The sequence below is a fragment of the Nocardioides sp. S5-5 genome (assembly GCF_054954065.1).
The window spans coordinates 4,182,756-4,207,419 of the sequence record NZ_CP199913.1 but is presented as its reverse complement, the minus strand read 5'-3'; the positions used below and the strand labels follow the sequence as shown (position 1 = coordinate 4,207,419).

24 protein-coding genes are annotated in these 24,664 nt (G+C 74.0%); 15 read left to right on the top strand and 9 right to left on the bottom strand.

The window, feature by feature from the left end:
* Positions 1–97 precede the first annotated feature (97 nt).
* Genes ACUP6Y_RS20405 through ACUP6Y_RS20390 form a run of 4 tightly spaced genes read right to left on the bottom strand, consistent with a single transcriptional unit; the run spans position 98 to position 4,576 of the window.
* Positions 98–775 (bottom strand): response regulator transcription factor, encoded by a 678-nt coding sequence (locus ACUP6Y_RS20405; RefSeq protein ID WP_462552723.1) that lies wholly within the window; start codon positions 773–775, stop codon positions 98–100.
* Positions 772–2,805: a sensor histidine kinase gene (locus ACUP6Y_RS20400; protein ID WP_462552722.1), complete on the bottom strand. Its 2,034-nt coding sequence runs from the start codon at positions 2,803–2,805 to the stop codon at positions 772–774. Before ACUP6Y_RS20400 ends, ACUP6Y_RS20405 begins: the two co-directional genes overlap by 4 nt.
* Positions 2,806–2,846: 41 nt before the next feature.
* The gene (locus tag ACUP6Y_RS20395) at positions 2,847–3,320 is read right to left on the bottom strand and encodes a hypothetical protein (protein ID WP_462552721.1); all 474 of its coding nucleotides are present in this window, start codon (positions 3,318–3,320) and stop codon (positions 2,847–2,849) included.
* Positions 3,317–4,576 (bottom strand): hypothetical protein, encoded by a 1,260-nt coding sequence (locus tag ACUP6Y_RS20390; protein WP_462552719.1) that lies wholly within the window; start codon positions 4,574–4,576, stop codon positions 3,317–3,319. The genes ACUP6Y_RS20395 and ACUP6Y_RS20390 overlap by 4 nt, the downstream gene beginning before the upstream one ends.
* A 215-nt stretch (positions 4,577–4,791) precedes the next feature.
* On the opposite strand from ACUP6Y_RS20390, the gene ACUP6Y_RS20385 reads away from it, so the two are divergent.
* The 12 genes from ACUP6Y_RS20385 (at position 4,792) to ACUP6Y_RS20330 (ending at position 16,244) form a co-directional block, all read left to right on the top strand.
* Positions 4,792–5,355: a Uma2 family endonuclease gene (locus ACUP6Y_RS20385; RefSeq protein ID WP_462552717.1), complete on the top strand. Its 564-nt coding sequence runs from the start codon at positions 4,792–4,794 to the stop codon at positions 5,353–5,355.
* A gap of 5 nt (positions 5,356–5,360) precedes the next feature.
* Positions 5,361–6,020, top strand: coding sequence for a 4a-hydroxytetrahydrobiopterin dehydratase (locus ACUP6Y_RS20380; protein ID WP_462552716.1), 660 nt, complete (start codon positions 5,361–5,363; stop codon positions 6,018–6,020).
* A gap of 35 nt (positions 6,021–6,055) precedes the next feature.
* Positions 6,056–7,303, top strand: a complete 1,248-nt coding sequence (locus ACUP6Y_RS20375) for a geranylgeranyl reductase family protein (protein WP_462552715.1) — start codon at positions 6,056–6,058, stop codon at positions 7,301–7,303.
* 38 nt (positions 7,304–7,341) lie between these two features.
* The gene (locus ACUP6Y_RS20370; RefSeq protein WP_462552713.1) at positions 7,342–8,226 is read left to right on the top strand and encodes an NUDIX domain-containing protein; all 885 of its coding nucleotides are present in this window, start codon (positions 7,342–7,344) and stop codon (positions 8,224–8,226) included.
* A complete protein-coding gene (locus ACUP6Y_RS20365) occupies positions 8,223–9,497 on the top strand; it encodes a hydroxyacid-oxoacid transhydrogenase (RefSeq protein ID WP_462552712.1) in 1,275 nt (424 codons plus the stop codon). Before ACUP6Y_RS20370 ends, ACUP6Y_RS20365 begins: the two co-directional genes overlap by 4 nt.
* Positions 9,498–9,690: 193 nt before the next feature.
* A complete protein-coding gene (locus tag ACUP6Y_RS20360; RefSeq protein WP_462552711.1) occupies positions 9,691–10,884 on the top strand; it encodes a class I SAM-dependent methyltransferase in 1,194 nt (397 codons plus the stop codon).
* 13 nt (positions 10,885–10,897) lie between these two features.
* Positions 10,898–11,848: a hypothetical protein gene (locus ACUP6Y_RS20355; RefSeq protein WP_462552709.1), complete on the top strand. Its 951-nt coding sequence runs from the start codon at positions 10,898–10,900 to the stop codon at positions 11,846–11,848.
* A gap of 29 nt (positions 11,849–11,877) precedes the next feature.
* Positions 11,878–12,834 (top strand): DNA topoisomerase IB, encoded by a 957-nt coding sequence (locus tag ACUP6Y_RS20350; protein ID WP_462552708.1) that lies wholly within the window; start codon positions 11,878–11,880, stop codon positions 12,832–12,834.
* Between the two features lie 37 nt (positions 12,835–12,871).
* Positions 12,872–13,366, top strand: a complete 495-nt coding sequence (locus ACUP6Y_RS20345; protein WP_462556784.1) for an O-acetyl-ADP-ribose deacetylase — start codon at positions 12,872–12,874, stop codon at positions 13,364–13,366.
* 113 nt (positions 13,367–13,479) lie between these two features.
* Positions 13,480–13,758: a hypothetical protein gene (locus ACUP6Y_RS20340; RefSeq protein ID WP_462552706.1), complete on the top strand. Its 279-nt coding sequence runs from the start codon at positions 13,480–13,482 to the stop codon at positions 13,756–13,758.
* Positions 13,759–13,882: 124 nt separating this feature from the next.
* The gene (locus ACUP6Y_RS20335; RefSeq protein WP_462552705.1) at positions 13,883–15,055 is read left to right on the top strand and encodes a hypothetical protein; all 1,173 of its coding nucleotides are present in this window, start codon (positions 13,883–13,885) and stop codon (positions 15,053–15,055) included.
* Positions 15,048–16,244, top strand: a complete 1,197-nt coding sequence (locus ACUP6Y_RS20330; protein ID WP_462552703.1) for a coiled-coil domain-containing protein — start codon at positions 15,048–15,050, stop codon at positions 16,242–16,244. The genes ACUP6Y_RS20335 and ACUP6Y_RS20330 overlap by 8 nt, the downstream gene beginning before the upstream one ends.
* Here the strand turns inward: ACUP6Y_RS20330 and serC are convergent.
* From serC to ACUP6Y_RS20315, 3 genes are all read right to left on the bottom strand, one after another.
* Complete coding sequence (serC, locus tag ACUP6Y_RS20325) at positions 16,223–17,341, bottom strand: phosphoserine transaminase (RefSeq protein WP_462552702.1); 1,119 nt, start codon at positions 17,339–17,341, stop codon at positions 16,223–16,225. The genes ACUP6Y_RS20330 and serC overlap by 22 nt on opposite strands.
* A gap of 257 nt (positions 17,342–17,598) precedes the next feature.
* Positions 17,599–18,459, bottom strand: a complete 861-nt coding sequence (locus ACUP6Y_RS20320; RefSeq protein WP_462552701.1) for an ABC transporter permease — start codon at positions 18,457–18,459, stop codon at positions 17,599–17,601.
* A complete protein-coding gene (locus ACUP6Y_RS20315) occupies positions 18,456–19,340 on the bottom strand; it encodes an ABC transporter ATP-binding protein (RefSeq protein WP_462552700.1) in 885 nt (294 codons plus the stop codon). Before ACUP6Y_RS20315 ends, ACUP6Y_RS20320 begins: the two co-directional genes overlap by 4 nt.
* 130 nt (positions 19,341–19,470) lie before the next feature.
* Here ACUP6Y_RS20315 and ACUP6Y_RS20310 point away from each other — a divergent pair, with 130 nt between their 5' ends.
* A complete protein-coding gene (locus tag ACUP6Y_RS20310) occupies positions 19,471–20,568 on the top strand; it encodes a sensor histidine kinase (protein WP_462552699.1) in 1,098 nt (365 codons plus the stop codon).
* 67 nt (positions 20,569–20,635) lie between these two features.
* Complete coding sequence (locus ACUP6Y_RS20305; RefSeq protein ID WP_462552698.1) at positions 20,636–21,295, top strand: response regulator; 660 nt, start codon at positions 20,636–20,638, stop codon at positions 21,293–21,295.
* 36 nt (positions 21,296–21,331) lie between these two features.
* Here ACUP6Y_RS20305 and ACUP6Y_RS20300 read toward each other — a convergent pair whose 3' ends face one another.
* Positions 21,332–22,042 (bottom strand): pyridoxamine 5'-phosphate oxidase family protein, encoded by a 711-nt coding sequence (locus tag ACUP6Y_RS20300; protein ID WP_462552696.1) that lies wholly within the window; start codon positions 22,040–22,042, stop codon positions 21,332–21,334.
* Positions 22,043–22,113: 71 nt separating this feature from the next.
* Between ACUP6Y_RS20300 and ACUP6Y_RS20295 the strand changes: the two genes are divergently transcribed.
* Complete coding sequence (locus ACUP6Y_RS20295; protein ID WP_462552694.1) at positions 22,114–23,457, top strand: aminotransferase-like domain-containing protein; 1,344 nt, start codon at positions 22,114–22,116, stop codon at positions 23,455–23,457.
* On the opposite strand, the gene ACUP6Y_RS20290 is transcribed toward ACUP6Y_RS20295, so the two are convergent.
* A complete protein-coding gene (locus ACUP6Y_RS20290; protein WP_462552692.1) occupies positions 23,432–24,646 on the bottom strand; it encodes a CynX/NimT family MFS transporter in 1,215 nt (404 codons plus the stop codon). The two genes, ACUP6Y_RS20295 and ACUP6Y_RS20290, sit on opposite strands and share 26 nt — an antisense overlap.
* Between the last annotated feature and the right edge of the window lie 18 nt (positions 24,647–24,664).

Here is a 24,664-nt window from a genome sequence, read left to right as displayed (position 1 = left end):
CCAGGCTGGGCGGACCGACGGCCCGGACATCAGGTCCAGCCGTCACGATCTCCTGGGCCGTCGGCCGGGACATGCGACGGGACATCCGGCGGGACACTCAGCGGGACCCGTCGTCGGACTCCTCGCCGCCCAGCCCGGCCTCGCGGGCCCGGACGATCAGCTGCCCGCGGTCGGGTATGTCGAGCTTGGCGAGCACGCCGTACACGTAGTTGCGCACGGTCTTGCTGCTGAGCACCAGGCGCCGGGCGATCGTGGCGTTGTCGTAGCCCCGCGCCACCAGGTCCACGACCTCGCGCTCGCGGTCGGTCAGCTCGGGGAACGGCAGCGTGCCGCGGGTCCGGGCGCCCGAGAGGTAGAGCGCGCCGCGCTGGGCGAGCTGGGGGCCGAGGAGGAAGTCGCCGTTCGCCACCGAGCGGACCGCCCGGGCCACCTCGTCGGGCGAGGCGCCCTTGAGCAGGAATCCACGCGCCCCGGCACGGATCGAGGCGAAGAGCGAGTCGTCGTCGCCGAGCATCGTGATCACCAGGACGCCGAGCGTCGGATCGCGGCGGCACAGCTCGCGGGTCGTCTCGACCCCCGAGTCGTCGCCGAGATCGAGGTCCATGAGGACGACGTCCGGAGCGTGGTCGTGGACGGCGGCCAGGGCCTCGGCCCGGTCCGCGGCCTCGCCGACCACCTCCACGTCCGGCAGGGAGCGCAACAGCGCGCCCATCCCGATCCGGAACACCGGGTGGTCGTCGACGACCAGCACCCGGATCGGCTCGAGGTCGTTCATGGCAGCATCATGACCACCCGGGTCCCCTTCTCCTCGCGGGCGCGCGCCTGGACCGTGCCGCCGAGCTCGGCCGCCCGCTCGCGCATGGACACGATGCCCACCCCAGGAGAGGAGTTCTCGTCGATCCCGCGTCCGTCGTCGCACACCTCCAGGCGGATTCCGCCCTGCGCCGGGAGGGTGAGCCGGACGAGGCAATGCCGCGCGCCGGCATGTCGGGCCGCGTTGCGGATCGCCTCCGAGGCGACCTGGTAGACGACGATCTGGTGGATGCCGTCGAGCCGGTCGGCGTGCGGAGCCTCGATGGTGACGGCGAAGTGCGGCATCGTGTACCGCTCGGCGAGCAGTGCGAGCGCCTCGCCGAGCCGGCCTTCGTCCAGCACCGGCGGCAGCAGCACCCGCGCCATCTGTCGGACGTCGTCCGCGCGATGGCTGAGCTCGTCCACGAGGCGGCGCAGCAAGATGGCGTCGTCGGGACTGAGCCGCGACGTCGCCGGGACCGCGGCGAGCGCGAGGGCGGTTCCCGACAGCGCGGGACCGAGGCCGTCGTGGAGCTCACGGCGCAGCAGCCGGCGCTCCTCGTGACGCACCTCGACGACCCGGGCGCGGGCCTCCTCGACGGCGCGGTTGGCCTCGTCGAGGAGGGCGGCGACGGCGACCAGGCCCGAGATCTGACGCAGGAGTCGCACTGTCCGCGGGTCGAGCCGCTCGCCGCGCGGGGGAACGGCGACCAGGACTCCCACGTTCCGTCCGCGCTGACGCAGGTCGAGGCGCAGGGACCGCTCGGCATCGTCGTCGTCGCGGCGCCCGGACGAGACGATGGGCGTGCCGCGCAGGATCACCTCGACCCGGGCGAGTCGCAGGGCGCGACGCAGTGCGTCGACCAGCCCGGTGAGCTGGGGACCGTCGGGGTCGCCCGACTCGAGTGCCTGCGCCACGCGCTCGAGGAGCGCGGACGGATCGGCTCCCGACCCGAAGACCAGCCGCTCGACCTGCCGCTGCAACCAGTCCAGCAGCGGCAGCACGGCCAGTGCCAGCGCCGCGACGGCGACCAGGCCCGTCGACTCCGCACCCCACGGCACGACCATGCTGAGCGCCCAGACCGCGAGAACGTACACCGCCACCAGGCTCGCGGTGAGCAACAGGCCGACCAGGGTCCTGGAGATCGCGAGGTCCATGCGCCACGAGGGCTGGCGGCGGATGAGGACGAACACCGCCGCGAGCAGCATGACCTCGGCGATCGAGAGCAGCACGATGCCGGCCACGAACCAGGTGCCCTCGAGACTGATGCCGATCTCGAAGGTCATGTACGCGACCGCCACCACCACCAGGGCGACGAGCAGCCAGGACAGGCCGCGCCGCTGCTCGGCCTCCTCCGAGCGCAGCCGGTGGACCAGCCAGGCCGCGACGGCCAGCCCGAGGAGGAAGTAGATCGGGATGAGCGTGGCATCGGCGTCGTAGGCGAGGTCGGAGAGCCGGCCGCCGTCGGTGAGGGGGTGGGGCGGTGCGTCGGGGGTCTGGATGAGCAGGCGGATCGTCGTGGCCAGCGCCACCACCGTGCCTCCGGCGACGGCGAAGCGCCGCGCCCAGCCGGTGGGCGGCTCCGGCGTGAGCAGGAACGGCAGCACCAGGAGGGAGAGGAGAGTGGCGGTCGTCCAGCCGGTCGGCAGCAGCGGCGCCGCCCACGACTCGCCGGGCAGTCCCGGACGGGCCACGCACAGGACGGTCCAGGCGATGCCGGCCGCCGTGACGGCGTACCCCCAGCCGATGGCGAGGAAGGCCCAGCCGACGGCATGTCGACTGCGCACGACGATCAGCGCTCCGAGCGGGCCGAACATCAGGCTCACGATCAGGTCGAGAGGGGCCAGCCCCCGGCGTACCTCATAGGGAGGGTCCGAGACGTGCGACGTCGAGACGAGGATCGCGAGGGTGACCCCGGCGAGCAGCACCTGCGTCGCGCCGAGTCCCGCCGCCACGCGGCCCGCGGCGCTTCGGGCGTCGCGGTCGCGCGGCGGCGGCTCGGGCGTGGGCACGACGCCCATCATGGTCGCTCCGACGGCTCGGGGTGGCGGGTTCAGCCGGCGAAAGCCAGGACGAAGCCGCCGTCCTGCGGCGTCACCTGGATGACGAGGTCCCCGTCGGTCGCCGTCACGATCGGCCGACCGATGCCGTCTTGGTCACGCGTCGCGTCGTACGACGCGAGCGCGGCCTCGTAGCCGGCCAGGATCTCCTCGTCCGTCGCGTCCGTGGCATAGGACGCCGTCTCCTGGCCACCGCCGACCGTCTCGGCCGTGATGCACAAGGTGGCCTCGACCGGCGGTGCCGGGAACCCGTCGGGCAGGAGCGCGATCTCGTCGAGGTCGGCCGGCCCGAGCGCCTGGGGGAAGGCGTCGCGGCACTCCTGCGGGACGTCGGCGACCGCGTCCCCGTCGACCTGACCCACCTCGGGGGAGGTGGCGTCGCCGGACCGGTCGGCCGTGTCGTCACCACAGCCGCCCACGACCAGCGCCACCACCAGGCCGGCGACGATCCGTGCCGCGCACTTCATCGGCGCACCTTGACCTTCTTGCTGACCGCGACCGCGGGCGCGTAGCCGGCCCGGCTGACGGTGACCCGGACGCTCACCCGGTGTCGCCGGTCTGCCCTCTTCACCTTGTACGAGGCCTTGGTGGCTCTCTTGATCGCCTTGCCGTCACGCAGCCACTGGTACCGCACGGAGGTGGGTGCCGGCCGCCAGGTGCCCGCGGTGGCGCGGAGCCTCGTCCCGGCCCGCACCGCGCCCTTCGCCCGCACGCTCGGGGCGCCGGTGAGGGCGAAGCCGCTGCCGGGCTGGCCCGGCAGGTTCGGGTAGGTCGGCCGGACCGACTGCAGGGCGGCACCGGTCCAGTGCGGGGAGTGCGCCCCGGGGATGACGAGCGTGGGATCCTGCGCGCAGGCCAGTGGGTCCTCCACGGCCCACACCCCGTCCGGCTCCGACCAGGCGAGGGAGGTGTCGTCGGGTGCGAAGGTCGGACTGGCGAAGCTCTCGGCTCCGGTGAGCTTGCACGTCCAGGTCGGCCAGCCGGGCAACGGACCGTTGCGGATGTTGCCCTGGACGGTCCAGGCCATGAGGTGCTGCTCGGCGCCCACCCCTCGCACGGTCGCCAGGACGGTGCCGTCGCGGGAGACGGCCGGCTCGAACAGGTCGTGAGGGTCGCTCACGTTGGGCTGCGCGTCGTAGAACCACAGCCGGGTGCTGGTCGCCAGGTCGAACACGTTGAGGTCGTCGGTGTTGCCGCCCAGGATCAGGCGGGAGCCGCTGACCCACGACGGGGCGGGGTAGAAGGCGAACCCGAGCTCCTGGGCCGACGTGAGGTGCGTCGCGGCGCTGACGGCCGTCGTCCACCGGGTCCGGCAGGCGCCGCCGGTCGGCGGGCAGGTGTAGTGCTGGTAGGTGTAGGCGACCTTGGTGCCGTCCGGAGACACGACCGTGTGCACGATCTGGCCGCCGATGGTCTGGCCCGCGGAGTCCCACAGGTCGGGCGGGTCGAAGCTGTTGAGCACCGTTCCCCACTGGTCCATCCGCACGATCATCGTGCCGCGGGCGGCGACGACGGTGCCGTCGTCCGCACCGCTGGGCGTGCGCCACGGGCTCGCCGCCGATCCGTCGGTGGTCAGTCGCCGCTCGCCCGAGCCGTCGGGGCGCGCGACGTAGATGTCGTGGCCCTTGAGGTAGACGATCGTGCCGGCGTTCGACGGGGCCGCGACGGCGGCCGGCGTGCCGGCGCCGGGCAGGCCGAGAACGCCGGCGACGAGCGCGAGCATGGTCAGGACGAGGAGTCGGAGGGGTCGGGGTGGTCGGGGTGGTCGCATGAGCCCGACCCTCGTCGGCCGACCGACCCGGGTTCCAGAGACGGGTGACCCGACTTCCCAGGACGTCGGCCGGGACCGAGGCTGTGGAGAGCCGTTTGCGGGCCGGTCGGCGGGTACGCAGGATCGACCCATGACTCGGGTCGAGGAGGCGAGGCACAATGGGTGCCATGACGGTGGACACCGACCTGCCGCAGGGGCAGGTGCTGACGGCGTACGACGTCGCGGAGCTGTGGGAGCCTCATCGGCGCCTCGAGCTGATTGACGGGGTGCTGACCGTCATGAACTCGCCGTCGCCAGAGCACCAGTGGGCCCAGCGCGAGCTGCTGAAGCTGTTGTTCGCGGCCGAGCCACCGGAGTTGGCGACACTGGCCGCGCCGTTCGACGTCCTGTCGGCCGACACGGCGGTCCAGCCCGATGTGATGGTCGTGGATCCGGACGCGCTGGTCGGAACGGATCCGATCGAGACTCTTCCGGTTCTCGTGGTCGAGATCCTCTCGCCGAGCACCGCCCTCTACGATCTCAACACGAAGTTCAAGAGGTACGAGCGGGCAGGTATCACGTCGTACTGGGTGCTGGACCCGCTGGCGGGCCGGCTGATCGTCTGGGAGCTGCGCGACGGGGCGTACACCGAGGTCGTGGACGCCACGGGCGACGAGCCGTGGACCGCGGAGCTTCCGTTCTCCGTCACGATCGTGCCGTCGGCCCTGCTCGGGCCCCCGCGCGGCGACTGACGGCCATGGCTGCCCACACACTGCTCAGCGGCGACCAGATCGCCGCGATGGGGCTGCCGGACTGGCGCTCGATGCACGGCGCGCTCGAGGCCAGGTTCCGCACCGGCGACTTCGCGACGGGCCTCGCCCTCGTCGATCGCATCGGCGCGGTCGCCGAGGCGGCCGACCACCACCCCGACGTGACGCTCACCTACCCCGCCGTGCACGTAGTGCTGACCAGCCACGACGCCGGTGGCAAGACCCAGCGGGACGTCGACCTGGCCCGGGAGATCAGCGACATCGCCGCCGAGCTCGGGGTCGCCGCGGAGCCGTCGGTCGTGCAGCGGGTCGAGATCGGCCTCGACACCGCCGATCGCGCGGAGATCAAGCCGTTCTGGAAGGCCGTGCTCGCGATGACCGACGGTGCCGTGGACGACGAGATCGTCGACCCGACCGGGACCATCCCCACGATCTGGTTCCAGGAGACCGGGCCCCACGAAGAGCCGCGGCAGCGGTTCCACCTCGACATCCGGGTGCCGCCCGAGGTGGCGCAGGAGCGGATCGCCGCCGGGTTGGCCGCGGGCGGCACCCTGGTCGCGGACGACCAGGCCCCGCGGTTCGTCGTGCTCGCCGACGCGCAGGGCAACAAGGTCTGCGTCTGCACCCACGTCGGCCGGTCCCACTGACCGGCACGGTGGCCCGGACTGACACAATCGACGGTGTGACGGCCCCCTCCCTGAGCTTCAGCACCGACGTCCTCGTCGTCGGCGCCGGGCCGGCGGGGTCGGCGGCGGCGGCCTGGGCGGCCCGCGCCGGGCTCGACGTGGTGCTCGCCGACGCGGCGCTGTTCCCGCGCGACAAGACCTGCGGCGACGGGCTGACGCCGCGTGCGATCGGTGAGCTGGAGCGGCTCGGGCTGCGTGACTGGGTGCGCTCCCACACGGTCAACCAGGGGCTGCGGGCGCACGGGTTCGGGCAGACGCTGCACCTGCCGTGGCCGGGGGGCAACCTGCCCGACTGGGGCAGCGCGATCGCGCGCACCGAGCTCGACGACCACCTGCGCACGACGGCGATCAAGGCGGGCGCGACCGGGCTCGACGGGGCCCGGGCGGTCGACGTACGGATGGACGGAGCCAAGGTCGCCGCGGTCGTGCTCAAGGACGGCCGCGAGATCGCCTGCAAGCGACTGATCGTGGCCGACGGGGTGCGCTCGCCGCTGGGCAAGGTGCTGGGGCGGGAGTGGCACCGCGACACGGTGTACGGCGTGGCGGGGCGCTGCTACGTGAAGTCCGAGCGTGCCGACGACCCGTGGATCAGCTCCCACCTGGAGCTGCGCGGCGAGCAGGACGAGATCCTGTCCGGCTACGGCTGGATCTTCCCGCTCGGCAGGCAGAGCGGCGAGGTCAATCTCGGCGCCGGCACGCTGGCGACCGCGAAGCGACCCACGGACGTGGCGATCAAGCCCCTCATGAAGCTGTACGCCGACCGCCTCCGCGAGGAGTTCGGACTGGGTGAGGAACTGCGTGCCCCGACGTCCGCGCTGCTGCCGATGGGCGGCGCCGTGTCGCACGTCGCCGGCCGCAACTGGGCGCTGATCGGCGACGCGGCCGCGTGCGTCAACCCGCTCAACGGCGAAGGCATCGACTACGGCCTGGAGACCGGCCGGGTCGTGGCCGAGCTGCTCGCCGCGTCGCCGGACGCCGACCTGGGGGCGGTGTGGCCGCAGCTGCTGCGCGAGCACTACGGCGAGTCGTTCTCCATCGCGCGCCGGCTCGCGGGACTGGTCACCGTGCCGCGGCTGCTGCCGGCACTGGGCCCGGTCGGCATGCGCTCCGACCTGCTGATGACCCTCGCGCTGCGCTGGATGGGCAACCTGGTCACCGACGAGGACCGCGACCGCTCCGCGCGGGTCTGGCGCTGGGCCGGACGCCACTCCCTGGCCCGCGACAACCGCCCGCCCTTCTCCTGAGCCGACACCCTAGGGTGGACGGAGGAGGAGGTCAGGCGATGGGGCAGCGGGTGCAGCGGCTGGCGGCGTACGCCGTCATCGTCCGCGGCGAGGAGATCCTGCTCTCCCGGCTGGCCGAGCGGGTGACCAAGCGCGAGCTGTGGTCGCTGCCGGGCGGCGGGGTCGACCACGGCGAGGACCCGCGCGACGCGGTGGTCCGCGAGGTCTACGAGGAGACCGGGCTGCACGCCCAGGTCGGCGAGACCGCCCACGTCCACTCCCTCCACGTCGCCGACTCGTGGCGGCGCGGACGCCGGGTCGACGCGCACTCGGTGCGGATCGTCTACGAGGGCTGGGTGCCCGCCGACGCGCCCGAGCCGCACGTCACCGAGGTCGACGGCTCGACCGCGGAGGCGGCCTGGCATCCGATCGCGGCCGTGCTCGACGGCACCGTGCCGACGGTCAGCCTGGTGAGTGACGCGCTGGCGTCGTACGCCGTGCGCCGGCGACAGCGCACCGCCGCCTACGCGTACGTCGTACGCGACGGCGCGATCCTGCTGACCCGCACCTCCGACCTCGCGCCCGACCCCGGGACCTGGCACCTGCCGGGCGGCGGGATCGACCACGGCGAGTCGCCGAGCGACACGATCCGGCGCGAGCTGTGGGAGGAGTGCGGGCTCGAGGGGGAGGCGGGCGACCTGCTGACCGTCCTGGACCACCACTTCACCGGCACCGCCCCCAACGGCCGCGAGGAGGACTTCCACGCGATCGGGATCATCTACCGGGCGCAGGTCGGGCCGGGAGAGCCGCACGTCGTCGAGGAGGGTGGCACGACCGACGAGGTGGCCTGGGTGCCGCTGGCCGACGTCGCCGCGCGCCGGCTGAAGGTCTACGGCTCGGTCCGCGCCGCGATCGAGGTCGCCGGCGATACTGTCGCCGGGTGACAGAGACCGTCTTCACCTATGCCGCGCCCGCCCTCAAGTTCGGGCGGGGCGCCGCCGCCGAGGTCGGGTACGACGTCCGCGGCTGGGGCGCCCACCGGGCTCTGCTCGTCACCGACCCCGGCGTACTGGCCGCCGGCCACGCCGAGACGGTGGCGGCGTCGCTGCGCGCCCACGGCGTCGAGGTGGTCACCTACGCCGGCGCCCGGGTCGAGCCGACCGATGCCTCGCTCGAGGAGGCGGTGGCCTTCGCCCGCGGCGAAGGCGCGTTCGACGCGGTGGTCGCGGTCGGCGGCGGCTCCTCGATCGACACCGCGAAGGCGGTCGCGCTGCTCGTCACCAACCCGGGCGAGCTGATGGACTACGTGAACGCGCCCATCGGCAAGGCCCGCGCGCCCCAGCAGCCGGTGCTGCCGCTGGCCGCGGTCCCCACCACGACCGGGACCGGCGCCGAGTCCACCACCATCTGCGTGATGGACGTGCTGGCGCTCCAGGTGAAGACCGGCATCAGCCACCCGGCGCTGCGCCCCCGCCTCGCCGTCGTCGACCCCGCGCTGTCGGCGACCCAGCCGGCGGGCGTGATCGCGGCCGCCGGGATGGACATCCTGTGCCACGCGCTGGAGAGCTACACCGCCCGCTGGTACGGCGAGCTCCCGGCCAAGGAGCCGCAGCAGCGGGTGCCGTACTGCGGCGCCAACCCGATTGCGGACCTCTGGTCGGAGCGCGCGATGGGGCTGCTGTCAGGGGCGTTCCGGGCCGCCGTGCGCTCGGCGCGGGAGGGGGACGGCGGCAGCGAGGCCGCCGAGCAGATGGCTCTCGCCGCCACCTTCGCCGGACTCGGCTTCGGCAACGCCGGCGTCCACATCCCGCACGCGAACGCGTACCCGATCGCCGGCCGGGTCCGTGACTTCCGTCCCGCCGACTACCCGCAGGACGAGGCGATGGTGCCGCACGGCATGGCCGTCGCCCTGACCGCGCCCGAGGCCTTCCGGTTCACCTTCGACGCCGCGCCGGAGCGGCACCTGCGCGCCGCCCAGCTGCTCGCGCCGGGGGTCTCCGGCCACGACGCCTCGGTGCTGCCCGGCGTGATCGCGTCGCTGATGCGCGACATCGGGATCCCGAACGGCCTGGCCGAGGTCGGGTACGGCGCCGGCGACGTCGACGCGCTGGTCGAGGGTGCGCTGCAGCAGCAGCGGCTGCTCGCCACCGCGCCCAAGGACGTGGTCGCCGAGGACCTGGCCGGGATCATCGGGGCCTCCCTCGAGCACTGGTGAGCGGGCTCTTCGCGTCGCATCTGACGAATGGGCCGTGATTCGGGCGGTCTCGCAGCCCGTTCGCCAGATGCGACGCGGGAACGGAACCACCGCGCGACTACCATCGACGGGTGAACCCTCGCCACCGCCGTCTGATCATCCCGGCCGCGCTGGTGGCGCTCCTGTTGATCGTCCTCGTGGCGGCCCTGGTCAAGTGAGCACCCAGTCGCTCGACGAGGCGCTGGCCCGGGTCCGGGCGGGCCTGCTGGCCGACGACCGGCTGGTCCGGGCGGTGGCGTCCGGGCGCCGGCGGGCAGCCGTACCTCCGTGGCGACGGGTGGAGCTGCGCTGGGTGGACCTCAAGGCGGGGCGCAGCCTGCAGATCGTCAGGTACGACGCCACCCAGGCCCACACGGCCAACCACCCGCGCGGGGAGGCGGCCGAGCAGGCCGTCGACGGGCTGCTGGCCGAGCCGTTCGGCAACTGGACCGTCGAGACCGCCGAGCAGCAGCTGAGCCTGCGGGTGACCAAGAAGGGCGCCGCCCTGGTGCATACGGCGGCACGCACGGGCGAGCCGCCGGCCGACCGGAGTCATGACCGGGCCAAGGAGCGGCTGCTGCCGGAGGACGACCCGGTGTTCGCGGCCCTCGGGCTGGCCGACGCGCAGGGGCGGATCAAGCCGAGCCGGATGGCGAAGTACCGCCAGGTCGAGGACTTCCTGCGGATCCTGGACCGCTCGGTCACCGAGGCGATCGCGAAGGGCCGGCTGCGCAGGCCGACCCCCGAGGACCCGCTGCGGGTGGTCGACCTCGGCTGCGGCAACGGGTACCTCACGTTCGCCGCGCAGCGCTTCCTCAGCGAGCGCCGCGGCCTGCCGGTGCGGCTGACCGGGGTCGACGTCAAGGAGCAGTCGCGCGACCACAACGCGTCGGTGGCGCGGGCGTTGGGCATCGACGCCACCTTCCTGGCCGGTGCCATCGGGTCCGCCGAGCTTGCGCAGGCGCCCGACGTCGTACTCGCCCTGCACGCCTGCGACACCGCCACCGACGAGGCGCTCGCCCGCGCGGTCGGCTGGCAGGCGCCGCTCGTGCTCGCCGCGCCCTGCTGTCACCACGACATCGCCGCCCAGCTGCGCGGAGCGGAGCCGCCGGCGCCGTACGCCGGCCTCGTGCGTGACGGCATCCTGCGCGAGCGGTTCGCCGACACCCTCACCGACACGCTGCGGGCACTGCTGCTGCGGCGGGCCGGCTACCGGGTCGAGGTGATGGAGTTCGTCGACAGCCAGCACACCCCGCGCAACACCCTGCTGCGGGCGGTGCGGACCGGTGCGGGCGCCGACGACGGCGAGTACGACGCGCTGGTCGCCGCGTGGGGGATCCGCCCGCGCCTCCAGGACCTGCTCGGGTGAGCGGGCTGCAGGGGTGAGGAAGCTGCTCGGCCTGGTCCTGCTGGTGCCCTTCGCGATCGGGTTCCTCTCGCCGGGCGCCGCGCTCGAGCCACCCCCGGCCGACCCGGCCTTCGCGTGGACCGACCCGGCGATCACCGAGTCCAGCGGCCTGGTCGCCCGCGACGGCCTGGTCGTGACCGTCAACGACTCCGGCGACAGCAACCGGATCTTCACCGTCGACCCCGCCAGCGGCGACACCGTCGGCGTCACCCGCTGGCAGGGCGACGCCACCGACATCGAGGCGCTCGCGCCCGCCGGCGACGGCGAGGTCTGGGTCGGCGACATCGGCGACAACACCGGCACGCGGGACCACGTCGAGGTGGCCCGGGTGCCGTTCGGACGGGGGAATCGGACGGTGCATGCGCCGACGTACCGCCTGGTCTATCCCGACGGCGCCCACGACGCCGAGACCCTGCTCGCCGACCCGGCGACCGGTCGGCTCTACGTCGTGGCCAAGGAGTTCATCGGCCGCCTCTACGCCGCGCCCGAGCGGCTCGATCCCGACGGGCCCAACCGGCTGACCCTCGTCGAGGAGGTGCTCGGCATCGCCACCGACGGCACCTTCTATCCCGACGGCCAGCACCTGGTGCTGCGCAACTACGGGCAGGCGGCCGTCTACGCCTGGCCCGAGCTGCGGCGCGTCGCGCAGGTCGACCTGCCCCGGCAGCCGCAGGGGGAGGGGATCGCGGTCAGCGAGTCGGGCGAGGTCCTGCTCGGCTCGGAGGGGCCGGGGGCCGAGGTGCTGCGGGTCGACCTGCCGGCGCCGGAGCCGACGCCCACCCCCACGCCCGTGCCGGAGGCGGACGACGAGCGGGCGCCGGTCCAGGTGGAGGAGCCGCGGTCCTGGTGGCCGTGGGCGATCGGCGGCGTGGCGGGTGTCGCGATCGTGGCGGTGCTGCTGCGCTCGCTGCGGCCGAGGGACTGAGCCGGCCGAATCCGGTTACCTCCCCCGACGTGGCCCGGCTGCGTCGTACCTCTCCCGACGAGCCGGGCTGGACCCGGCGACGGTCCGGCCGTGGCTTCGTCCACCTCGGCCTCGACGGGCGCCCGCTGCCGGCCGGGGACACAGCGCGCTGCAAGGCGCTGGTCATCCCGCCGGCGTGGACCGATGTGTGGATCTGTCCACGGGCCAACGGCCACCTGCAGGCGGTCGGCACCGACGCCGCGGGCCGGCGGCAGTACCTCTACCACCCGGACTGGGTCGAGCAGCGCGCCGCGGAGAAGCACGAGCGGGTGGTGCGGCTCGGCCGGCGGCTGCCGCGGCTGCGGGAGCGGGTGGACGCCGACCTCGCCGACGACGACCTGGGACGCGACGCGACCTGCGCGCTCGCCGTGCGGCTGATCGACCTGGGCTGCTTCCGGATCGGCAACGACGTGTACGCCGAGGAGCACGGCTCGTTCGGCCTGACCACACTCGAGCGGCAGCACGTACGACGCTCGGGCGACACGCTGGTCTTCGAGTTCACCGGGAAGTCCGGGATCGAGCACCACGTGGAGATCGACGATCCCGTCGCGGTGCGGGCGCTCGCCCGGCGGCGCCGTCGTCGCCGGAAGGACCCGCGGCTGCTCGACGTCGCCGGGACCGACGTGAACGAGTACCTGCGCGAGGTGAGTGGGCTCGAGGTGACCGCGAAGGACTTCCGCACCTGGCACGGCACCGTGCTGGCCGCCGCCGCGCTCGGGGACGCGCCCGGGCCGGAGGCGTCGAAGACCGCGCGGAAGCGCGCGGTCGCGGGCGCGATGCGGGAGGTGGCGGAGTTCCTGGGCAACACCCCGGCACTGGCCAGGTCGGCGTACGTCGACCCGCGGGTGGTCGACGCCTACCAGGAGGGCCGCACGATCCGGGTGCGCGCCGGCGCGACCCGCGAGCAGCTCGAGCGGGCGACGCTGCGCCTTGTCGGGGGTCGGTGAGGGCTGGACCCGGCACGATCCGGCTCCGTACGGTCGACTGATGCACATCGAGGTCGTCGAGGGCGACATCACCGCGCAGGACGTCGACGCGGTCGTCAACGCCGCCAACCGGGCGATGCGCGGGGGAGCGGGCGTGGACGGCGCGATCCACCGGGCCGGCGGACCGGAGGTGCTGGCGGACTGCCGTCGCCGCTTCCCCCAGGGCCTGGCCACCGGCGACGCGGGCTGGACCACCGCCGGCCTGATGCCGGCCCGCTGGGTGATCCACGTGGTCGGCCCCAACCGCAACGCCGGCGAGACCGACCGCACCCTGTTGACCTCCTGCTACCGCCGCGCGCTCGAGGTCGCCGACGAGGTGGGTGCTCGCTCCGTCGCCTTCCCGCTGATCAGCGCGGGCGCCTACGGCTGGCCCAAGGAGGACGCTGTCGACGCGGCGCTCGAGACGCTGCGCGGTACGCCGACCGGGGTGGCGCTCGCGCGCATGGTGGCGTTCGGGCGCACGGCGTACGAGCTCATCGCGGGGCGGGTGTAGTCCGGGCGGCCTCCTGGGACCCGGTCCCGTCTTCGGGCCGGGGTCGTCACCCGTCGTACCGGCGGTCGTTGGTCAGGCATCGGTCCACCGAACCCGACGAGGAGGCGACGACCATGTCGATGGAGCTCACCACCGCAGCCCTGCTGCTGGTCCTCGCCCTCCTCTGCGCGGGCTGGCTGGCCCGCTCGCGCGGTGCGGTGGTCGCCTCGATGCCGGGCATGGGGCCGGACATCGAGGAGTGGCGCTCGGCCGCGCTGCGGCACTTCCAGGAGCACCGGGAGCTCGAGCGCGCCGTCGCCGAGGTCCTGGCCACCCCGGGCGCCGTACGCGGTCCGGCCCGCACCGAGCTGCTCGTCGCGCTCGGTGCGGCCCGGGTCGACACCTATGCCTGAGAACGTGACTGCGTACACACGTTCTGAGCGGTGACAGGCCTGTCCTGTAACGGATCCGGACCCTTCGACGCTGTGAGGGGGGAAGGGTGCCCCGGCACCGAGCGTCGAGTAGTGAGGAGCCCGCGTGCGCCGGGTTGACCGTCCGACACCGCTGCCCGACGGGGCGAAGCTCCTCCACATCGGTCCTCCCAAGACGGGCACCTCCGCTCTCCAGGCCGCCCTTCACGCCGCGCGGGAGAGCCTCGAGGCCCAGGGCGTCCACTGCGTGAGCCGCAGCGCCAACCCTCTCGCGCTGGCTCGCTGCGTCGCGCTGGGCCGGCTCGAGTCGGCGCCCCCGAGGCACCGGCGGCGCTGGGACCAGGTCTCCCGCGCGTTCCGGTCCAGCGCCGCCCGCCACGCCGTCCTCTCCAGCGAGGGCTTCTGCGCCGCCTCGGCCGAGACCGCCGCGGACATCGCGGCGGCGCTGGGCCCGGACGTCCGCGTTCTCGTCACGCTGCGACCGATGACCGGCCTGCTGCCGTCGATCTGGCAGCAGATCACCCGCGAGGGCAGCACCGACGGCTACCTCGCCTGGCTCGAGGACGTGCTGTCCGACGCCGGACCCGGGCACCCGATGATGGATGCCTTCGACCCGGCCCACCTGCTGTCGGTGTGGGGGAGTGCGGTCGGCGAGGACCGGGTGATCTTCCTGTGCGGCGACCCCCGCGACCGGACCGCACCCCTCGACGCGACCAGCGCCCTGCTGGGAGTCCCCGGTGCGTTGAGTCTCCAGCCGGTGCGCAACGCCTCCCCGTCCTTCGCGGAGATCGAGGTGCTCCGGCACGCCAACCTCTCTCGGGGCTCGGCCGGCCCGGGCAGTGACGTCGGTCCCTGGCAGAAGGTGATGCGCAAGGCGGGACGCGAGCTCGGGGACCATCCCGCGGTGAGCGGCGGTGCGCGGGTCCGGCTGCCCCGATGGGCGGTGGAGCGGTCGAACGGGCGGACCCGGCAGGCCATCGCGGCGCTGACGGCGTCCGACGCGCTGGTCGTCGGCGACCTGGAGCACCTGCTCGCCGACCCCCGGCGGTACGACGCCGAGATAGCGGTGCCCACCCATGTCTCCGTCGCGGTGGCCGGGCGGGTCGCCCATGTCGTCGCGCGGCACGCCGTCGCCGAGTTCGGCGGGCCCGCGGCGCGACGGATCCGCGGGCTCGAGACGAGGGCCGCGCTGGTGCAGGACGTCCCGGCAGCCCCGGACGCCGTACCCGCTCGAGAGGTGGTCGGCACACTGGTACGCCGGGCGGTGCGCCGTGGCTGAGCAGCTCCCCGGCCCGCTGCCGCCCGGGTCCCGGATCCTCCACATCGGCCTGCCCAAGACCGGGACCTCCGCGCTGCAGGCGTCGATGCACGCGGCCCGCGACGAGCTGGCCCGGGCGGGTGTCGACTACGTCAGCCGGGGCGCCAATCCGCTGTCCGCCGCCAGGTTCGCCGCCGGGACGCCCGGACACCGCCGGCCGGGCGTCGCGCGCCGGTGGAACCGGCTCGCCGAGGGCTTCCGGACCTCCACCGCGCGGTGTGTGCTGCTCTCGAGCGAGGGCTTCAGCGGCGCCACGCCGGACCGTCTCGACGCCATCGCCGAGCAGCTCGGGCCCGACACGACGGTCGTCGTGACCCTGCGCCCGACGGCCGAGATCCTGCCGTCCAGCTGGCAGCAGGCGCTGCGCCGCGGCGGCGCCGAGCCGCTGGAGACCTGGTTGGAGGGGGTGCTGGAGCCCGGCCACTCCTACTACGAGTCGATGCGCCGCTATGCGCCGGAGACCATCCTCGCCGAGTGGGGCCGCCGGTTCGGGGAGGACCGGCTGGTGTTCGTGTGTGGCGACAAGACGGACCGGATGTTCAACCACCGTGTCTTCGAGAGCCTGCTCGGGGTCGAGGGCGTGCTGGAGCTCCAGCCGGTGCTCAACGCGTCGCCGCCGTACGCCGAGGTCGAGATGCTGCGGCACTTCAACCTGTCCTACGAGCAGGGCGGCCACGACGCGGAGCTGTGGACCCGGGTGATGCGCCAGGTCGGCCGCCGGATGGGCGACGCGCCGCCGAGCGGAGTCGGTCAGGAGCGGGTCCGGGTGCCGCGTTGGGCGGCCGAGCGGTGCAACGAGCAGGCGCGGGCCTCCATCGCCGCGCTGGCAGCCTCGGCGGCCACGGTCGTGGGCGACCCGGCGAACCTGCTGGTGGACCCGCGAGAGCACCCGGCCGAGGTCTCCGCCCCCACCGAGGTCACCTTGCAGTCCGCCGGCTGGTTCACCGACATGGTCGCCCGGCTGGCCGTCGCCGAGCTCGCCGCGCGCACGCGGCGGCGGATCCAACGGCTGGAGGCGCGGATCGCGCGGCTCGAGCAGGCCCGCCGACCCGAGGCGGTGCTCGACCGCGCCTCGACCCGGGACCTGCTCCGGGCGCTGGGTCGTCGCGCCCGGGGCAGGCTAGGCCGTCAGAGCGCCTCGACGACGTAGTCGATCGACTTCGTCAGGGCCTCGACGTCGGCCGGGTCGATCGCGGGGTACATCGCGATCCGCAGCTGGTTGCGGCCGAGCTTGCGGTACGGCTCGGTGTCGACGATGCCGTTGGCGCGCAGCACCTTCGCGATCTGGGCGGCGTCGATCGCGTCGTCGAAGTCGATGGTGCCGATGACCAGCGAGCGGTGGCTCGGGTCGGCGACATAGGGCGTGGTGTACGACGTCCGCTCGGCCCAGCCGTAGAGCGCGTCCGAGGACGCGGTGGTCCGCTCGACCATGCCCTTGAGGCCGCCCTGGCCGTTCATCCAGTCCAGCTGCTCGGCCATCAAGAACAGCGTGGCGACCGACGGCGTGTTGTAGGTCTGGTTGAGGCGGCTGTTGTCGATGGCCGTCTTGAGGTTGAAGAACGGCGGGATGTAGCGGTCGGTGGCGGCGATCCGCTCGGCGCGCTCGATCGCGGCGGGGGAGAAGATGCCGAACCACAGGCCGCCGTCCGAGGCGAAGCACTTCTGCGGGGCGAAGTAGTAGACGTCGGTCTCGGCGAGGTCGACCGGCAGGCCGCCGGCGCCCGAGGTGGCGTCGATGAGCACCAGCGCGCCGTCGTCGGCGCCGGTGGGTCGCACGACCGGCGCCATCACGGCGGTCGAGGTCTCGTTGTGGGCCCAGGCGTAGGCGTCGACGCCGGCCTCGGCGGCGGCCTCGGGGCGCGAGCCCGGGTCGGCCGCGATCACCGACGGCGCGTCCAGCCACGGCGCGGCCTTGACCGAGGAGGCGAACTTGCTCGAGAACTCGCCGAAGGTCAGGTGCTGCGACCTCTTCTCGATCAGGCCGAAGGCCGCGATGTCCCAGAACGCGGTCGCGCCGCCGTTGCCGACCACGACCTCGTAGCCCTCGGGCAGCGTGAACAGCTCGCCGAGACCCTGCAGCACGCGGCCGACCACGTTGCGTACGGGGGCCTGCCGGTGCGACGTACCCATCAGCGTGTCGCCGGTCGCGGCCAGCGCGTCGAGGTGGCTGGGCTGGATCTTCGAGGGGCCGGCGCCGAAGCGGCCGTCGGCGGGCTTGAGCTCGGCGGGGATCTGGATGTCGGTCACGTGGTCAACCTTCTCATCGGGGTGAGCGGAGGGCAGGCTGACGACGCTGTCAGAGATGGCCCTATTGTGACAGCCCCCCGCACAAGCCGTCGACCCGGCGCGAAGCGACTCCTGCAGGCCCGCCGACCCGGCGCAAAGTGACGTCGAAATCGCGTCGATCCCGCAGCGAGCGAATCCGGTAGCCACTCTCGGCTCTTTTCAGGCGTCACTATCGGCCGGGTCGGGGCCCTCGCTGGAGTCAGTTTGAGCCGGGTCGGTCAGGACACGTCCCGCCGCCGGACCAGCACGACGCTGCCCACGACCGCGAGCACGACGTACGCCGCCACGGTGATCGCCGCCCGGGGACCGGGGACGGTGTCGACCACGCCGGGTGTTCCGCCGCCGACCCCGACGCCGACGATCGAGCCGATCAGCGACCCGGCGCAGGTGCCGGGGAGCACCTCGGTGAGGGTCTCGACCCAGCCGAGCAGCTGGCCGACGCCGCGCAGCAGGTTCTCGACGACGAGTGCCCAGACCAGGCCGAGGCCGACCGAGAGCGCCGGGCCGCGGGCCAGGGTGCCGAGCAGGAAGCCGAGCAGCGCCCACATCTCCAAGACCAGGAAGCCGGCGCCGAAGGCCTGGGCGACCGACCCGGCCGACGGCAGCACCACGTCCCGGGACTCGGTGGTGGCGATGAGCAGCGAGACGCCGAGGTCGAGGGCGAAGGTGACCACGAGGGTGCCGACGACGACGGCGGTGAGGGAGAGGGCCGAGCCGACCAGCGCGGGGGTACGGCGTACCCGTTGCGAGAACAGGGTCTTCCAGGTGCCCCAGCCGTAGCCGTTGCCGGCCACCAGCGCGCCGAGCACCATCATCAGCGCGCCGCCGAACATCGGCATGCCCCGCAAGAAGACGTCGGGTACGGCGTCCGGCATCATCTCCGCGAGCTGCTGGGCCTGGGTGGTGCCCTCGTCGGCGAAGCCCGGGTCGCCGCTGGTGTACGACAGGTAGGTGAACAGGTAGCCGAACAGCAGGCTCAGCACCAGCCAGGCGCCGAGCGTGATCCACACGGCCGGCCAGGCGCGCAGCCGGACCAGCTCGGCGCGGGTGCTGCGGGTGGTGGCGCTCAGGGTGCTCATCGGACGGACTCCTTCTGCGTCATCTCGAAGAAGACCTCTTCGAGGCTGCGCTCGGCAGCGGTGATCTCGTGGACGTCGACGCCGGCTGCGACCAGCGCGCGGGCGACGTCGGGGGCTCGGTCGGCGGGGAGCGTGAGCAGCAGGTCGCCGTCGGCGCCGCGTCGTACGCCGTCGTCGCCGGCCAGGCGCATCGCGACGGCGAGCGCCTCCGGCTCCGGAGTGGCCCGGACCCGCAGCGCGACGCCGCCGCGCAGCTCGGCGACCGTGGACTCGCGCAGCAACCGGCCGTCGTTGATCACCCCGACCCGGTGGCAGATCTCCTGCACCTCGGCCAGCAGGTGGCTCGACAGCAGCACGGTCTGACCGCCGCGGGCCAGGTCGACGACCAGCGCCCGCATGTCGGCCATGCCGGCCGGGTCGAGGCCGTTGGTGGGCTCGTCGAGGACGATCAGCTCCGGGTCGCCCATCAGCGCGGCCGCGACGCCGAGGCGCTGCTTCATGCCGAGCGAGTAGCCCTTGAACCGGTCATCCGCGCGGCCGGCGAGGTCCACCCGCTCCAGGACCCGCTCGACCTCGGTGTCGGGCAGGCCGCGGTGCCGGGCCAGGACGCGCAGGTTGGCGCGCCCGGAGAGATAGGGGTAGAAGCCCGGGCCCTCGATCAGCGCGCCCACCGAGGTCGACGCGTACGACGATCCCGAGGTGGGCCGGACCAGGCCGAGCAGCATCCGCAGGGTCGTGGTCTTCCCGGCGCCGTTGGGCCCGAGGAAGCCGTAGACCTCGCCGCGCCGCACGGTCATCGTGACCTTGTCGACGGCGATCCGGTCGCCGTAGGTCTTGGTGAGGTTGTCGGTGGCGGCCACCGTCGTTGCCTGTGCGTCCATGGCTCCACGCTCGCCGGTCGGAGCCGCGGGCGCGTCCGCTGGAAGGCGGCCGCGGCGTACGCAGGACTGCGTACGCCGGAGGGTCCCGTCGTCGTACGACACCCGGTCGGCGCTCGCCTAGGTTCGAGGCATGAACACGAACATGTGGCTCGCGAAGCGCTGGTGGCTGATCCCGGTCGCGGTGATCATCACCGGCGGCTCGTTCGCGGTGAACCTCGGGCACGTCGGGCAGATCGAGGCCGGGGTCGTCGGGCGGGTGCTGTCGGTGCTGCTCGCGGCCGGCGCGGCGGGCTCGCTGCTGCTGCTCGACCGGTTCCCGTTGCTGCTGGTCGCCACCGGCGCGCTGAGCGGCGGCTACTTCGCGGTCGGCGGCGAGAACGGGCCGATCTTCTTCGCGCTGATCGTGGCGTCCTTCGTGCTCGCGACCCGCCGGCCCTTCTCCACCTGGTTCCCGTGGCTGCTGGTCGCCGCGGTGCTGATCTGGGCCGGCCTGCTGGTGCGTGGCCTGCGCTGGGACGACCTCGCCGTCGGGATGTGGCAGTCGATCGGCATCGGCGCGCTGGTGTCGTCGGCCGCCGCGATCGGCAGCATGCTCCGGCAGGGCCGCTCCGCATGGGTGGACCGGACCTCGCGCGCCGCCGCCGAGGAGCGGCTGCGGATGGCGCAGGACCTCCACGACGGCGTCGGCCACGGCCTGGCCGTGATCGCGATGCAGGCCGGTGTCGCGCTGCACGTCCTCGACCGTGACCCGGCCGCCGCCCGCGACAGCCTGGAGGCGATCCGCACCACCAGCCGCGAGGCGCTGGACGCGCTGCGCACCGAGCTCGCGACGATCGCGGGCGAGCCGGCCCCCCGCCGGCCCGCCTCCGGGGTCGAGGCGATCCCGGCCCTGGTCGACCGGGTCCGCTCCGCAGGGCTGCGGCTCGAGGTGATCGGCGAGCCCGGTGAGCTGACGCCGCCGACCGGCGCGGCGGCGTACGCCGTGCTCCAGGAGGCGCTGACCAACGTCTTGCGGCACGCCGCCGCGAGCACCGCCACCGTCGTGTGGGAGCGGGGCGCCGACACCGTCGCCCTGCGGGTCTCCGACGACGGGCACGGCGGCCCGGTGCAGGATGAGGGCATGGGCATCAGCGGCATGCGCTCTCGCGTGGAGGCACTCGGCGGCAGCTTCCGCGCCGGGCCGGTGCCGCAGGGCGGCTTCGAGGTCAGCGCGGTGCTGCCCGCATGAACCACCCCACGAAGTTCTGCGCCTCCCCCGCTTCGCTCCTCCGCCGCACAACTCCGCGGGGACCCCGGTGACCGACGCGATCCGGGTCGCGCTCGTCGACGACCAGCCACTGGTCCGGATGGGCCTGGCGACCCTGGTCGCCGCCGAGCCGGACCTCGAGCTGGCCGGCGAGGCCGGCGACGGGCGCGAGGGGCTCGCCCTGCTTCGTCGTACGACACCCGACGTGGTGCTCTGCGACATCCGGATGCCCGTCCTCGACGGCCTCGGCATGCTCGCCGAGGTCGCTGCCGACCCGGCGCTGGCCGCCGTGAAGGTGGTCATGCTGACGACCTTCGAGCTCGACGAGTACGTCTTCGAGGCGCTGCGGGGCGGCGCCAGCGGCTTCCTGCTCAAGGATGCCGAGCCGACCGCGATCCTCGACGCGGTGCGGGTGGTCGCCGACGGCGGCTCACTGCTCGCGCCGTCGGTGACCCGGACCGTCATCGACCACTTCGGCGCCCGCAGCGCCGAGCGACCGCACCCGCGCATCGGCGACCTCACCGACCGGGAGCGCGAGATCCTGGGCTGGGTGGCGACGGGACGCTCCAACGGTGAGATCGCGGAGGCGCTCGTGGTCAGCCCCGACACGGTGCGGACCCACGTCAGCCGGGCGATGGTGAAGCTGCAGGCACGCGACCGGGCCCAGCTGGTGGTCTTCGCCATCGAGTCCGGGCTGCGGCAGTCCTGATTCCGCCGACCCGGCAGAAGGTGGCCGGTGTCCGGGCTACTTCGCGCCGGGTCGGCGTGATTCACGAGCTACTTCGCGCCGGGTCGCGATGGCCTGCACGTCGTCGGGGACACTGAGCCCGGGCAGGTTGTCCCGTGCCGGGACCGGCGCACCGATGCTCCGGTGGACGGGGATGTGCCCGCCCCAGACGCCGGCCGCCACGTCCTCCGGCTCGTCGGCGGGATCGCCGGAGCGGGCCTTCATCGATGCCTCGGCCAGCGGTACGGCGAGCACGGCGGTCGCCGCCATCTCCTTGCGGGTGCTGGGGCGCAGGGTCGCGGACCGGCCCGGGATCATGTGGTCGACGATCAGGTCGAGGGCGTGCTGCCGCTCGGAGTCGTCCTCGACGACCCGCGCTCGGCCGATCACGACGGCGGAGCGGTAGTTCATCGAGTGGTGGAACGCCGAGCGGGCGGCGACCAGGCCGTCGAGCTCGGTGACGGTGACGCACACCGTGCTGTCCGCCGACTCCCGCAGCCAGCGGGCCGCCACGGAGCCGTGGACGTAGAGCGTGCCGCCCTCGTCGGGACCTTCCGCGTCGACCGCGTACGCCGTCGGCAGCACCACCGGGTGGTCGCCGACGCTCACGCCCAGGTGGGCGACGAGGCCGTCGGTGAGCAGCGCGAGCAGGTCGGTGCGCTCGGCGACGGCACGGTTGCGTCCGCGGCGGATCCGGGTGCGGTCGGTGGGCTCCAGGACAGCGCTCATGGGTCTATCGTGGCCCGGAAGTGGCCTGTTTTCACGGGCCAGTTCGTTGCCGATATGACAGGCCAATTCCGATGCTGCCCGTACGCCTCGACCGCGCCGACCCCCGCCCCCTCGGCACCCAGCTCGCCGACCAGGTCCGTGAGCTGGTGCTCGGTGGAGCGCTCGCTCGCGAGGACCGGATGCCGCCCACCCGGCGGCTCGCGGCCGACCTCGGCGTCTCGCGCTCCGTGGTGGAGCAGGCCTTCGACCAGCTCCTCGCCGAGGGCTGGCTGGAGGCTCGGCAGGGCTCCGGGACCTGGGTCGCGGGAGGTGTGGCCGGGCGTCGCGCAGCGCCGGGGCGTCGTCGTGCCGCTGCGGCGGAGCGAGCGCTGGTCATGCTCGATGCCGGCACGCCGTGGATCGACCCGCGGCACCAGGCCGTGTGGCGGCGGGCCTGGCGCGAGGTGTCGGTGGCCACCCCGCCGCGTGGGTACGACGATCCCCGCGGCCTGCCCGAGCTGCGCGCGCTGCTCGCCGAGCGACTCGGCCGCACCCGGGGGCTGGCCGTCGACACCGAGCGGGTCCGGGTCACCGGCGGCACCGGTGCGGGGCTGCGCCATCTGCTTGCCGTGCTTCCGCGCGCCGCGGTCGCGGTCGAGGATCCCGGCTACCGCGCCGCGGTCGCGATGGTGCAGGAGTCTGGGCGCGAGGTGCGCGACCTGCCCGCGCTGGAGCCGGTGGGCGACCTGCGCGGCTGCGGCGCCGCCTACGTGACCCCTGCCCACCAGCACCCCCTCGGCCGGGTCATGCCCGCCGCCGACCGGCTCACCCTGCTCGCGACCGCGCGGCGCGACGGCGCGCTGGTGGTCGAGGACGACTACGACTCCGAGTTCCGCTACGACGTCGCGCCCGTGCCTGCCCTCGCCTCGCTCGACCGCGACCGGGTGGCCTACCTCGGCACCGCCTCGAAGGCGATCCTGCCGTCGCTGCGGCTGGGCTGGTCGGTGCTGCCCGACCGGCTGCTCGACGCCTACGACGCCCACCGGTCGCTGACCCACGACGCCCCGGCCTGGCCGGTGCAGCGGGCACTGGTGACTCTGCTGCGCGACGGGTACGTCGATGCGGTGGTCCGCTCGGCCCGCCGAGTGTACGCCGAGCGGGCGCCGCGGGTCGTCGCGGCGCTGTCGCCGTATGCGACCCTGGCGGGCCCGGTCGCCGGCATGTACTCCACCTGGCTGCTGCCCCACGCCCGTGCCGTGCGGGTGCGGGCCGCCGCGGAGGACGCGGGCTTCCGGGTCAACCTGCTGCGCGACTACTGCCGCACGGCCCGGCTCAGCGGCCTGGTCGTCGGGTTCGGCGGGCCGACCGACGAGGAGCTCGACCGGGGGCTCGCCGTCCTGGTGGCGGCGCTCAGCTCGCCGGCTCGCCGATCCTGACCGGCCGCCCGGCCAGGTAGCCCGCGCTCGCCTGGACCACGCCGAGCCCGATGAGCAGCACGCACGGGAGTGCCCAGCCGCCGGAGCTGTGGTGCAGGACGCCGATGAGCAGCGGGCCGCCGGCCGCGAGCGCGTAGCCGACGCTCTGCGCCATCGTCGAGAGCGACGCGGTGTCGGCGGTGGAGGTGGTCCGCATCGCGAAGAACGACAGCGTCACCGGGAAGACCGCACCGCCGGCGCCGAGCAGTGCCGCCCAGACCCAGGCGCCGGCGTGGGGAGCGAGCCACAGTCCGGCCCAGCCGGCGACGGTACACGCGGTGAGCAGCCCGACGAGGTGGCCCTGCTGGCGCAGTCTGCCGGCGATGCTGGGGGCGAGGAAGAAGAAGGGCACGCCGATGACGATGCTGACCGCCAGCAGCACACCGGCCGTGGCCCCGCTGAATCCGGCGTCGGCGTACAGGCTCGGGAGCCAGCTCATCATCACGTAGGCGTACAGCGACTGCGTGCCGAACAGGATCGTGACCGCCCACGCCGTGGGGTTGCGCCACATCGGGGCGCCGCGGGCGGCGGAGCGGGCCGGGTCGTGCCGGCGGCAGTACGGCGCCCACGCGGCCGCGGCGGCGACGGCGAAGAGCGCCCAGACGCCGAGCCCGGCGCGCCAGGAGCCGGCGGCGTCGGCGACCGGGACGGTGGCGGCCGCGCCGCTGGCCGAGCCGAGCGACAGGATCGCCGTGTAGGCGCCGGTCATCAGGCCGACCCTCCCGGGGAAGTGCTCCTTGACGATCGCCGGGATGAGCACGTTGGCGAGCGCGATGCCGGCCGTGGCGACGGCGGTCCCGGCGATGAGCGCCGGCGTACCGTCGATGACGCGGAGCAGCAGGCCCACGGTGAGCAGTCCGAGCGCGCCCTCGAGCCCGCGGTCGACGCCGACCCGGCGGGTGAGGGCCATCGCGGTCGCGCCGACGACGGCGAAGCACAGCACCGGCAGCGACGTCAGGACGCCCTGGGTGGCGGGTGAGACGCCCGCCTCGCCGAGCCGGTCGAGCAGCGCGCCGAGGCTGGTGATGGCGAGCCTCAGGTTGAACGCCACCAGGAGCACGGCGACCACCAGGCCGACGCTCCCGCGGCCGCGGGGGCCGGTGCCCGCGATCGGCTGCGGGGCGGCGGCATCATGGACCACGGCGGGCATGCCGCCTAGGATACGCAG